The sequence below is a fragment of the Spirosoma daeguense genome, assembly GCF_054776875.1.
The window spans coordinates 188,714-201,235 of the sequence record NZ_BAAHBF010000007.1 but is presented as its reverse complement, the minus strand read 5'-3'; the positions used below and the strand labels follow the sequence as shown (position 1 = coordinate 201,235).

The following is a 12,522-nucleotide window of genomic DNA, read 5'->3' as shown; positions in this document are numbered from 1 at the left end:
ATTATGAATGATTATTTTTCAGGCTTCTCAATAGTGTATCCGCCTGTCTCGTAACCAATTTCAGCACCTAATACGTAGAGTAAATGTTTCCGGTCGATAATGACTCGTACATCTTCAACGTTATACACTTCGTCGGTGGGGCCGGGCAGATCGAATCCTAACAACCAGGATGAACCACAGCCTCCTCCCCGAACACCAACACGTAAACCATAATCACCAGGAATTTTGTTAGCCTGCAATGTGTCCAGAATTTGTTGGCGCGCTTCCGGTCGAACGTAAACAGGTTTATCGAGTACTAACATACATTCTGAATGAGATTACAGGTTCTGTCTGGGTGATACTGAGCCAGACAATCATAACAACTGATGATGCTTACCTAACTCGTTTTTCTTTATCAAAATTACTTTTTTTCCGCTAAATAAATTTATTCCTGCATGGACCTGGTGAGTGATTTCCTAAAACTGATTGTACCGGCTGGTTTGGTATTATACGGTATGTATCTGACTGTCAAACTACTACTGGAGCGTGAAGCTGACCGCCATCGATACGATGTGCAAGGGCGTTACACAGAAACTGTTGTACCAATTCGTTTGCAGGCCTACGAGCGAATGGTGTTGTTTTTGGAGCGGATCAGTCCTAATAATTTATTGCTACGTCTGGGAGGAAGCTCTACTACGGTGCTTGAACTTCAGCAACGGCTTCTACAGGAAATTCGGGAAGAATACAACCACAACTTATCACAGCAAGTGTATATGAGTCAGGCGGTTTGGGATCAGATTCAGGCGGCTATGAACGACGTAATGACCTTGATTAACCAAGCCTCGGGCGACACACGCCCCGATGCTCCGGCGCTTGACCTATCGAAGCGTATTTTCGAACGTATCATTCAAAAAGACAAACAGCCTACAGCCGATGCACTCAAAGCCGTAAAGGAAGAGATTCAGGCGATGTTTATGTGAACATGATGGGCTTGCAAGGTGCTTTGCATGAGGATGGCATGGGTAGCCTTCAGAAATTAATAACGAGAAAACTCATGCAATCCATGCGAATCCCTGCTCTCACCTATCAAAACACAGCAGCTGACAACGTCATAGCTCTTTTTAAAGCTTCTGGACTTATTGTAACCGATTTCCCTAGCTCAGCTAGCGTCTGAATAATCTCTTCAGTAGGAAGATTACCCGTAAGTTTATCGGCCGCCATCGGACAGCCACCAAAACCACGTAGCGCGCCATCAATTCGCTGTACACCTGCTCGTATTGCCGCTCGTACTTTTTCGGGACCTTCTCCGGGCCGAGCGTGTAAATGTGCACCAAACTCAATCGCAGGAAATTCAGCAATCAACTGCTTAAACAACATTTCAATAGATTCTGGTGTCGACGTACCAACCGTATCAGAAGGAGCAATAATGCCAACTCCGATCTGTGCCAGACGCGCAGTAAAATCGCGTACTAGTTCAGGGCTGTATGGATCGCCATATGGGTTGCCAAAGCCCATCGACAGGTATACAACCAGTTCTTTGTTTACTGCTACGCACAAATTCTGAATAACCGCAACTTCCTGCAAGGCCTGTTCAATTGACTTGTTGGTATTACGTTGCTGGAAGGTTTCGGACACAGATAGCGGAAAACCAACGTAACGAATCTGGTCAAACGTAGCAGCTTGTTCAGCTCCCCGAACATTCGCAACAATAACTAATAATTTAGTCTTTGACGATACGTCGAGTCCAGCAAGTACATCGGCAGTATCGCGCATTTGTGGAATGGCTTTGGACGATACAAAACTGCCGAAATCGAGCGTATCGAATCCCACCTTAAGCAATACGTTCAGATACTGAACTTTAAGCGCGGTTGGTACAAAATGGCCCAAACCCTGCATGGCATCACGAGGACATTCAACAATCTTCATCGACGTAGTGCTTTACGTGTTAAAAAAGCTAACCAACCCATTACCAGCGCACAGATCGCAAGCCCTCCAGACTCACGAGCCAGTTCGATATTCAGGCTACGCATTTTCATTTCACCGAATAAAAAACCCTCAAATTCGGGTGGCCACTGATTTACGGCAGCTACAACATATATGACTGCCATTGCGGCAAAAAACCACCAGCGGCCCACGCCCGCATACGCCATAAAGCAGGCTACCGCTGCCATACCGTAAATGGGTATCCAAACTTCCGGATCTGGATCGTTATACTGAAAGGCCGCAAACAGAATAAACAACAATCCAGAAACAAGAGCAATTACTTTACGCATAATACATTGTCGGTCAATCGTCGTTAGTCAATAAATCACCACACAGCTATCGACTAAACGACTCATTTACAATATTGTGCCACAGCATTGGCAGCATCGGCATATCCTAGTGTTTGTGCCTGTTTCAGATTCAGACAACCCTGATCATGCTGATCCTGAAGCATCTGCGCGATTCCTAAACCATAAAAAGCTTTACCAAACTTAGAGTCGGCTTGAACGGCTTGCTGAAAATCGGACGTAGCACCAGCGAGGTCTTTCTGTTGAAACCGTAGATTCCCTCGGTTGTATAAAGCCATGGCATTTTGAGAATCTAATGTAATAGCCTGCGAAAAATCGGTAATTGCGGGCTGAATCTGTCCTTGCGTAGCAAACAATTGCCCCCGATTCAGATACAACTCGGCACTAATCCGCTTGCTCGTATCAGGAGCGAACCGTATGGCATCGGAATAATCTTTCAGTGCTCCGGCCAAATCATTTTGAGCGACTTTCAGCAGAGCGCGATTGTAGTATGGCCGGTAAAAGTCAGGTTTTAGCTTAATAGCCTGATCGTAATCGAGCGTAGCGTTGGCAAATTCTTTTAATTCAAAATACGCTACTCCGCGTGAATTGAACGCTTCAGAATTATCGTCATCAGCTTCAATGGCCCGGTTTAACACTTGAATGGCTTCCCGAAATTTACCTTCCTTTAAATATGTTCGCCCAAGTTCAACATCCGAATTAGCCGAATTACAGGCAAGAGCAAGAAATAACGTGCAATGAAAAATAATAACTAAACGCTTCATTTTTTGAATGATAAACTGATTGAGAGATGGAATGATAAAGTCTGGTAAGCCCATTCAATTATTCCATCTCTCAATCAATCAAAATTGATTTTGCACAAAGGTACGGTTGAAATTTGGTCGTTTAATTAAGAATTGCGTAACTTTGCATCGGCAAATCGGTGCTACCAGCTCCTGCTGAATCCCCCAGGTCTTGACCGAAGCAAGGGTAGGTGGTCGTAGCGGTGAGACATTGGTTTGCCATTTTTTGTTTCTACCCTTCCCGTTTCCTTCGTTTGGCTACGTTTATTTAGTGAGTTATGCAGCTCTTTGGCTCGCTAAATTCGTTAAACCCACTATGAATCTACTGACCCAACTATCCGATACTTTTCGGGATTCATTTCATACCGAACCGCTCCTTATCTGTTCTCCCGGTCGCGTAAACCTTATTGGCGAACATACTGATTATAATAACGGTTTTGTGTTGCCCGCTGCCATCGATAAAGCCATTTATCTGGCTATAGGTCCCCGCACCGACAACGAGTTTCATTTTATTGCATACGACCTCAATAAGACGTATAAGGGCACTGTAGATAACCTCGCTCCTACTCATAGCTGGGCCGATTACCTATTAGGCGTAGTGGCTCAGTTACGACTTGGTGGGTATGCCATAGGTGGTTTCAACTGTGTTTTTGGGGGTACAATTCCGATGGGCTCAGGTCTGTCGTCGTCGGCTGCACTCGAAAATGCGGTTGGTTTTGCGTTGAACCAACTATTTAGCCTTGGGTTAGAGCGTATCGATTTGGTCCGTCTATCACAACGAGCCGAGAATGACTTTGTTGGTGCTAAAGTAGGGATTATGGATATGTTTGCCAGCATGATGGGCAAAGCCAACCATGTGATTAAGCTCGACTGTCGTTCACTCGACTATACCTACGCGCCACTACGTATGGAGGGCATTAGTATCGTCCTCTGCGATTCGCGGGTGAAACATTCACTCGTTACGTCGGAATACAACACTCGCCGGGCGGAATGCGAATCAGGTGTTCGGTTCCTTCAGACATTTTATCCGGAAATAGAGAGTCTGCGCGATGTAACGATGCCCATGCTCGACCAGCATCTGCGCGACACTGACCCGCACATTTATCGACGCTGCGCCTACGTAGTACAGGAAAACGAACGTTTGCAAAAAGGCGTATCAGCACTGGAAGCGGGCGACGTAACGACATTCGGACAACTGATGTATGGTTCTCACGAAGGCTTAAGTCAGATGTATGAGGTAAGTTGTCCTGAACTCGACGTACTGGTCGATATTGCCCGTCAGCAACCGGGTGTACTGGGCGCTCGAATGATGGGTGGAGGTTTTGGTGGATGTACGATTAATCTGATTCGGGAAGACGTACTGGATGCATTTACAGAATTGATTACGAAACAATACAAAGCACGAACCGGGAAAGATACGTACATTCACGTTTGTAAAATACAGAACGGTACAAATCTCATTAGTGAGCCATTACCCTTAACGTAACAGGCCTGAAGTGGGTATATTTGGGGCGTGGCCGCTTATATTAAGTACATGTTACTACGTACCAACAGATTGACTCAATAAATTAACATTTTTTATCATGAAATTTTTCATTGATACGGCTAATCTGGCCGAGATTCGTGAAGCCCAGGAAATGGGAATTCTCGATGGTGTAACCACCAATCCATCGCTAATGGCAAAAGAAGGCATCACTGGTAAAGACAATGTGATGCGCCATTATAAACAAATCTGTGATATCGTAAAAAACGACGTTAGCGCGGAGGTTATCTCGGTTAAGTTTGAAGAGATGATTAAGGAAGGTGAAGAATTGGCCGAACTTGACGAAAATATCGTTGTGAAAGTGCCCATTACTGCCGATGGTATAAAAGCAATCAAATACTTCTCCGAAAAAGGCATCCGTACCAACTGCACGCTGATATTCTCGGCAGGTCAGGCATTACTGGCGGCTAAGGCAGGTGCCACATACGTATCGCCATTTGTCGGTCGTCTGGACGATATTTCGACGGATGGTGTAGCTCTGATTGAGCAAATCGTTACTATTTATACTAACTACGGCTATACAACCGAAGTACTTGCTGCTTCAGTACGTCACCCAATGCACATCATCCAATGTGCTGAAATTGGTGCTGATGTTATGACAGGTCCATTGAGCGCGATTAAAGCTTTATTGAACCACCCGCTGACCGATAGCGGATTAGCCAAATTCCTGGCCGATCACGATAAAGCAGCTAAAAAATAAATTTCTGCGCCGTATTGCTAGTCGTTTATAAATTTAACGTTTATAAACGACTAGCAACTGCTTACCAACGACTAACCCATCCATGTTTTCCTCTGACCCCGTTCTTACCCTAAACCACGCTGATATTTTTCAGGGAACCAAGTTGATTTTAGGCGATGTATCGTTTCAAATCAACAAGGGAGAGTTTGTCTATCTCATTGGTCGAACGGGAAGTGGAAAGACGTCGTTACTCAAAACATTATACGCTGACCTTTGGCTACAGAGCGGTCAGGGTCGTGTAGCTGGATACACGCTGGAAGGTTTAAAACCTCGCGACATTCCGCAGCTACGGCGGAAAATTGGGATTGTTTTTCAAGACTTTCAATTGTTTTTCGACCGCACGGTTGAAGACAATCTGAAGTTTGTACTCAAAGCTACCGGCTGGAAAAAACAGGACATGAACAACCGCATTGCAGATGTGCTTATGCAGGTGGGTTTGGGAACGGCACAAAAGAAAATGCCCCACCAGCTATCAGGTGGCGAACAACAGCGCGTGGTTGTTGCTAGGGCCATGCTCAACGAGCCTCAGATTCTGATTGCCGATGAGCCAACCGGCAATCTCGACCCTGCCGTATCAGACCAGATCATGAAAGTGTTTCAGGCAATTAACAATGCTGGAACGGCTGTGCTGATGGCTACCCACAACTACGATTTGCTGAATAAATACCCGGCTCGGGTGCTACGCTGTCAGGAAGGGCAGGTCATTGAATTACGCGGCTAATCACTACGTATTCTTGGTCTTTCATAAGGCAGGTTTGACGCCTGCTTTTTTTAATTGCGTAATAATATACGTAGCAATTGCTTTACCTTGACCCTGTCCATTCTCAATGGCATCGCGGTAGTGAATTCCGCCATATAATCGCGAAATAGACGCTTCTTCAGCCGCTTGTCGAAACGATTTAAACGAGCGTTCGGGCAATTCAAAAATCACTTCGGTATTATCGGTAAAGGCAAAGTTTTCGCCTAGTAAATACGTCAGCGTTTCGGAAACAGCAGTCGAAATTACACTATGTCCGCTTGTATATTCAGGAAATGGTGGCGTTTGCAGAAGCGGTTGCCAATGCACATCGATATAGCGATTGATAACCGTTTCGGGCCGAATCCGATTCGTGCGGTATTTTTCATCCCAGCAACAGATAAAAGCATCCATAAGCGTCATAGCCGCAACAGAATGAACCATCAAAGCTTTATCGAACGAGAACTTTGCCTGCGCAGTAGTAATACCGACAATGTTCATCCAGTGACCGCCGGGACTAATTTTCTTGAATCCAATGGACATGTGTCCCGACGTATTGACAGCGAATGGATTACAATCCCAATAAGAGGCAATAGCCCGCTGTTGATCCGTTAAGGTTTTACCTGTCTGATACACTTCGTACGTCAGCTTATAAAACGCGCTGGTGCTGTCTTTACTAAATGGAACAGGTTTTTGTGCTTTAAACTGGCCACACGAGTCGATCAGCATCGGACGGATGGTGCGCCAGTGAGGTTCAATGGCTTCGATATAAGCCGGGGGCGTTGGGTACCAATAGCCATCGCCTTTGGTGGGCCGATACCGTAATCGGGCACTTAGTTTCCGGTAATTATCATCTACAGAATACCGAATTATCTGTTTTGCTACGTGCTGTGCAACCTCCGTAGCTTTCTGCAACGTAGCGTCGCTGTAACCTTCTTTTTTTAGCTTAACGAGCAATTTTTGCTGTTCTTCTTCCAGCATATGACCCGATGGTAAAATCAGACGACCGGTTTCATAAATGCAAAGCAAAGCCGCAACCTGATAATCGTAGGGTGTTGTTTCCAGCACATCAAGCGGTTTGAAATGGCTAACCAGCTTCGAAGGTGAAACAATGTCTGTCTGGTGACGTGCCACGATTTCGTGCGCTCCCAGCAAGCAGTATGTATAAAAACGAGTGGCCGCTGGCGGATTCACTACGTCGTGAATCATAACCATCGTAACGGCAAACATGGTGGGTTGCAGGTGCTTACTAACATCAGGTTTGGGTTTAGCCCAACCTGCATGTACGAAAAGCACTACAAAAATCAATACGTATCTCATGGTTTTGGCATATCGTATACCTGTAGCGGCTGATTAAACGCCCCAATTAGCATACACTTTTCCTGAGCAGCCTTTATCTCAATAACTGATTTCACATCGCCCAATACCCAGAGGCCAGATTCGGGCTGGGTAACGTAGCGAAAGTTACCTTTTCCGTCGCCTACTAATAAACAACCGTAATTAGCATCCATGCTACCAAGTTTCAGCCGATTATCGCTTCGGTTACCAAACAGTACTACGTCGGGGTGCCCGTCTTTATTTACGTCACGTATCAGACTGGCGATTACGGGCGAAACTTGAGCTTGCATTGGAAGTAGTTGTTTCTCGAACGTACCGTTTTTAGCTAAAAAACACACCGTATGGCATTCGTTAGCACTGAGCTTTTGTGCTTTAGATAACTCTTCAGGAGGGAAGACGACCTGTATATTGGCATTTGCGTAATCTTTATAAAAGCCAAACTTTTTGCGCATGGCGTAAATCTGATCATTCAACTCATCACGGCTAACAAATGGATACGACTGTCCCTGTACATAAAAATTGAGAAAAGGATCAATAGAGCCATTATTGTCGAAATCAGCATAGTATAGCTCAGCCGGTTCTTTATCGGAGAAATGCAGTTGCGAATTGATGCCAATGTTTCCGGCGATAATATCTTTCTGCCCATCGCCATTCACATCGGCAATCGCCAATGACGACCAAAGGCCATAGGATGGGGTTGGGAAATAAACTTTTGTTCGGTCAACAAAACCGTCTTTTGTATTTAGATAGACCTTGATGGGCATAAACTCGCCACACAAAACCAGATCGGCACGTCCGTCATTATCTAAATCCGCCCAATGCGCATCGGTAATCATACCCGCACGAGCAAATGGAATCGGCATGGGTTTAAATTGACCGTTGCCTATATTCTGAAGCAAATACGAAACCGCTGGTTCTGGAAATCGCCCCGGCACAATACGTCCGCCAACAAACAAATCAACATCGCCATCGCCATCGTAATCAAAAGGTCGCACACACGATTTGCTGCTGCTGCTCACATTAGGAAGACTGGTTAACGATAACTTCAGATTTCCTTTGCCATCGTTCAGATAAAGCTCATCCTGCAACGACGTAGTGTTGATTTCAAATTGCGAATAGCCACCCTTTGCTACGTATAAATCATCGTATCCATCGCCATTAGCGTCGAAAAAAACAGCCGCTGATACCGACGATACGCTTTCATCGCCAATAGCTAACGAATCAATTTTCTGAAACGTACCACCCGGTTTCTGTAGCCAAACTTGTCCCGGTTTATTGGCATCACCACTGACAAAAACGTCGTCTAATCCGTCTTTATTTACGTCGCCTTTGGCCAGCACCGGCCCCGGATGCGAATACATCCAGAGCATCAGTGGTTGCCGCTTGAAGTCGTTTTCGTGCAGCCCTTCGTGTGCGTACGACAGCATTGGCTCCACTTTTTTGAAGACAGATGCTACGTTCGCAGGAGTCGCTAAAGTTGCTACGTTCGTTTCTGGCTGTTTAACTTCAAGCAGTTGATTGACTGTTACGTTCTTAAGAAGTTGCTGCCTCTGATCGGGCCAGTTGATACGTATCGAATCGACTAACGTAGCGTTACCCAACCCAAAGTGCAACGTTTGCGGCTGCGACGATAAATAGCCACGTACCGTATTAAGCTCTAGATATTGCCGATTACCGTTTGTATACAACGTAACCTGTGCGCCCAATGCCTGTTTATGACCGTTTGCAGGAACAAGCTTTACGGCCAAGTAATTATTTTTCGATTGCTCGCGACTTAGGTTTTTGTAGATGAAGGCTGGCTCGTTCGTGTTGTTGATAATCAATTCCAGATCTCCGTCGTTGTCGAGATCGGCAAAAGCGGCCCCGCTGGAAATACTGGGCGTCTGAAAGCCCCACTCCTGCTGCTTATTCGCGAAGGTTAAATCCTGATTATTCCGGAAAATATAATTCGGTATTTTGGTCGATGGCATCGCCCGAACCAAATCCATCAATTGAACAGGCTCGCGATCAATGGCTTTTTTAATCTTGTAGTCACCCCAGTAGCGTAGAAAATCTTTATTGGTGTAATCGCGCAGGTAACCGTTGGTAATGAAAAGATCTTTATAGCCGTCGTTGTCGAAATCGGCCAGTAATGGACTCCAGCTCCAGTCGGTATTCGAAACGCCAGCTAATTGGGCAATTTCGGCAAAGCGCGGAGCAGTGATGGCAGTTGCTGAATTGGTAGGAGAGTTAGTAAATTTATCGATGCCCAGATTCAGTTGCAGCATATTTCGCATGTACTGTCGTTGAAGACCCTGCTGCTGCATGAGTTCGAAAGACTCGTAGTTTTCCTGAAGTTGAAGTAGTTTCTGACGACGGTTATCTTCCGGAAGCATATCGAGCGACATCACATCTGGTAAACCGTCATTGTTGAAATCAGCAATATCGACACCCATCGAGAACTGGGGCAGATGCCGAAAACTGTGCTGTGTTACGTCCTGAAAAGTGCCATTCTTCTGGTTTATATATAGGTAATCAGGTTCGTTATAATCATTTGTTACGTAGATATCTGGCCAGCCATCCTGATTGATGTCGGCTACCGCTACGCCCAGCCCAAACGTAAGCGGGTACTGATGTATTCCCGCTTTTTTCGATACGTCGACAAAGTGATTATTCTGATTTTCAAAAAGTTTGTTACCAGCCAGTGGGTCAGTTTCCGTCCGAAACCGGGCTAGCTCCATATTGTCAAATTTCTTGACGTTATGATTTAGGAGTAACAGGTCGAGGTCGCCGTCTTTATCATAGTCGAAAAACGTGGCCTGTGTGCTGTAACTGGGGTCATCGAGACCGTATTCTTTGGCTTTATCGACAAAATGAATCTGTCCATTTTTACCCGTAGGCCCCTGATTGATAAATAGTTGATTTCGACGTTTGGCTTCGTCAACCTTACCAGAGTAACAAACGTAAATATCCAGAAGGCCATCATTATTGACGTCGGCCATGCTAACGCCCGTTTTCCAGCCGCCGGGTCGGCCAGCCAGTTCGGCACCTGCTTCTTTGGTAATATCTTTAAACGAAAGTTTACCCTGATTGAGGTAAAGCTTATTGGATTTCAGATTAGCTGTAAAGAAAATATCGAGCAGACCATCATTATTAAGATCACCAACAGCAACACCACCACCATTGTAAAAATACTCGTAGGCTAATACGTTAAGCTGCTCATTCTCATCAATATCGTTGCGAAATGTTACGTTCGTATGGCTGGCTGGGAGTAATTGAAACAAAGGCGACTGCGCATAAGCTGTCGATATGAGCAGAAACGCACCTGCCCAGATTAAACAGAATCTACGAAGATTATTTTTATAAAACTGATGCATCACAACACATAGAAACTGAATCGATTTCACTCGTTGACAACGTAATGGTCTTACTTTCTTAAACGAATAGGACCTTCCGGCATATCTATTATAAATAAAAAAGTAAGGCCCTTTGCAGGTACCTTACTTTTTTAAGAATCTAATCGATTACTGTTTGTCCCACCAGCCCCGGGTAACCCAGTTATCGGTACCCAGCTTGCTTACTGCAGTCTGATAATTGGCCGTGTTAAGCGTTGCTTCGTTGGTTGGATATGGCTGACGACGAGGAATAGCTCCACCGGAGAAATTACCCGTATAATTTATTGGCGTCAGCACAGGATAGCCCGAACGTTTCCAGTTATTCCAGGCTTCAGAGAAATTCATGAGCAGACTCGTTGTAGCCCAGATTTGTTCGTTAATCTGCTTCAGCGCATCGGCTGTTCTCAGCGGATTTGCATCTGCATAAGCTGTAGCTGTTGCCGCATCAATAACCGCCGACGCGCCATATTTTCCTAACGATTGAATACCTGCTACAACGCCGTTTTTGTAGTGCTGTGCAGCCGTCGTGCTTCCTACCGAGAAACCACGGGTAGCTGCCTCTGCCAACAATAATTCTGTTTCAGCATACGTCAGTACGAAAATCGGCGCATTCCGGTTACGATACATCAGTGTTGGACGCGAATACCGACCGATAGGCGTTGCATCAGCACCTGTGCCCGTACCACCCGGATAACCAGCCGTCTTGCTGATATCGGTGGCGCCACCGTTCAGGTCATATCCATTTGGTAGACCTAATTGAGTAGCAGGAGTGGTAGTACCTCCAGTATTCAAATCCTGATTGGCAGCCAAACCAGCAGGTGGCACTTCAGCTACTTTGCTTAAGCGAGGGTCGTTCGTTGCTTTCAGGTAGTCGATCATTACTTTACTCCAACGAACCTGATATACATCGGCTAAAGTTGCCAGAGCAGCACCGTTTCCATTGTCATATCCATTTGCGTTATCACCAAGTACATAAGCATCGTCATCAACACTTGTAAATACGCCACCAGCAACCGCTTTTTCAGCATAGGTTTTTGCTGTGGCTGCATCTACTTTCGTCAGACGCATAGCCAGTTTCAGCATCAGCGAGTAACCGAACTTTTTCCATTTTGCAATGTCACCTTTATAGGTAAATGCGTCATTAGTTGGCTTGGTACCCGATGCATTCAACGCAGCCGTTGCAGTTTCCAGCTTGGCCAGCAGGCTTTTGTAAACGCTCTCCTGTGTGTCATACACAGGTAACGTAACGCCTGCCTTTGCCTGTAACGCTTGTGTATACGGAATATCCCCATACACATCGGCAAGGTTCGCAAAGCTCAAAGCCTGCATAATGATGGCGACGCTATTTAGGTTTGCCAATGCAGGTTTGCCTTTCGTCAACTGCTCCATTTCATAGGCAAAGCTGGCAGCTTTATAATCGGTATTCCAGGTGCTGGCTAAATACGAATTAGTATTGCTTGAAATAACGTATTTATCACCATTGGAGTAGTAGTTGGCCGCTCCCGACGTAGTAGATGACAAAGCCTGCACCCACATACTCTGAAACAGAATCGGTCCATTATAGCCTGCATTAGCCGCTACGTGATTCCACTGAACACTAGGCAGCAACAAATTTGCGTCAAATGCTCCGGTTGATGCCTTGGTTGGGTCGGTATTCAGCACATCCAGATCCTTTGTACAAGACAACTGAAGTACTCCGGCTAAAAATGATATTGCTATTAATCTCTTCTTCATGATTGG

The 12,522-nt window shown here is 45.5% G+C and carries 11 protein-coding genes; 4 read left to right on the top strand and 7 right to left on the bottom strand.

What is annotated here, in order from left to right; all coding sequences use genetic code 11:
* Positions 1-11: 11 nt before the first annotated feature.
* Positions 12-302 (bottom strand): iron-sulfur cluster assembly accessory protein, encoded by a 291-nt coding sequence (locus tag ACYVD4_RS22510; protein ID WP_460949584.1) that lies wholly within the window; start codon positions 300-302, stop codon positions 12-14.
* A 132-nt stretch (positions 303-434) separates the two neighbouring features.
* Here ACYVD4_RS22510 and ACYVD4_RS22505 point away from each other — a divergent pair, with 132 nt between their 5' ends.
* Positions 435-959 (top strand): DUF7935 family protein, encoded by a 525-nt coding sequence (locus tag ACYVD4_RS22505; protein ID WP_460949583.1) that lies wholly within the window; start codon positions 435-437, stop codon positions 957-959.
* A gap of 106 nt (positions 960-1,065) precedes the next feature.
* Here the strand turns inward: ACYVD4_RS22505 and ACYVD4_RS22500 are convergent, their stop codons facing one another.
* The 3 genes from ACYVD4_RS22500 to ACYVD4_RS22490 all read right to left on the bottom strand — a co-directional run bounded on the left by ACYVD4_RS22500 (position 1,066) and on the right by ACYVD4_RS22490 (position 3,034).
* Entirely contained in the window at positions 1,066-1,905 is an 840-nt protein-coding gene (locus tag ACYVD4_RS22500) for a hydroxymethylglutaryl-CoA lyase (RefSeq protein WP_460949581.1), read from the bottom strand.
* On the bottom strand, positions 1,902-2,252 hold the full coding sequence (locus ACYVD4_RS22495; protein ID WP_460949580.1) for a transmembrane 220 family protein: 351 nt from the start codon (positions 2,250-2,252) through the stop codon (positions 1,902-1,904). The genes ACYVD4_RS22500 and ACYVD4_RS22495 overlap by 4 nt, the downstream gene beginning before the upstream one ends.
* 62 nt (positions 2,253-2,314) lie before the next feature.
* The gene (locus tag ACYVD4_RS22490) at positions 2,315-3,034 is read right to left on the bottom strand and encodes a tetratricopeptide repeat protein (RefSeq protein WP_460949578.1); all 720 of its coding nucleotides are present in this window, start codon (positions 3,032-3,034) and stop codon (positions 2,315-2,317) included.
* Between the two features lie 334 nt (positions 3,035-3,368).
* Between ACYVD4_RS22490 and galK the strand changes: the two genes are divergently transcribed.
* The 3 genes from galK (at position 3,369) to ACYVD4_RS22475 (ending at position 6,055) form a co-directional block, all read left to right on the top strand.
* Complete coding sequence (gene galK / locus ACYVD4_RS22485; protein WP_460949576.1) at positions 3,369-4,538, top strand: galactokinase; 1,170 nt, start codon at positions 3,369-3,371, stop codon at positions 4,536-4,538.
* 97 nt (positions 4,539-4,635) lie between these two features.
* Positions 4,636-5,295 (top strand): fructose-6-phosphate aldolase, encoded by a 660-nt coding sequence (gene fsa, locus ACYVD4_RS22480; RefSeq protein WP_460949575.1) that lies wholly within the window; start codon positions 4,636-4,638, stop codon positions 5,293-5,295.
* Between the two features lie 82 nt (positions 5,296-5,377).
* Positions 5,378-6,055 carry a cell division ATP-binding protein FtsE gene (locus ACYVD4_RS22475; protein WP_460949573.1) on the top strand — a complete coding sequence of 226 codons (678 nt, stop codon included), beginning with the start codon at positions 5,378-5,380 and terminating at the stop codon, positions 6,053-6,055.
* A 21-nt stretch (positions 6,056-6,076) separates the two neighbouring features.
* Here ACYVD4_RS22475 and ACYVD4_RS22470 read toward each other — a convergent pair whose 3' ends face one another.
* The 3 genes from ACYVD4_RS22470 to ACYVD4_RS22460 form a co-directional block, all read right to left on the bottom strand.
* Positions 6,077-7,390, bottom strand: coding sequence for a vanadium-dependent haloperoxidase (locus ACYVD4_RS22470; RefSeq protein WP_460949571.1), 1,314 nt, complete (start codon positions 7,388-7,390; stop codon positions 6,077-6,079).
* The gene (locus ACYVD4_RS22465) at positions 7,387-10,794 is read right to left on the bottom strand and encodes a VCBS repeat-containing protein (protein ID WP_460949569.1); all 3,408 of its coding nucleotides are present in this window, start codon (positions 10,792-10,794) and stop codon (positions 7,387-7,389) included. The genes ACYVD4_RS22470 and ACYVD4_RS22465 overlap by 4 nt, the downstream gene beginning before the upstream one ends.
* A 117-nt stretch (positions 10,795-10,911) precedes the next feature.
* Entirely contained in the window at positions 10,912-12,516 is a 1,605-nt protein-coding gene (locus ACYVD4_RS22460; RefSeq protein WP_460949568.1) for a SusD/RagB family nutrient-binding outer membrane lipoprotein, read from the bottom strand.
* Between the last annotated feature and the right edge of the window lie 6 nt (positions 12,517-12,522).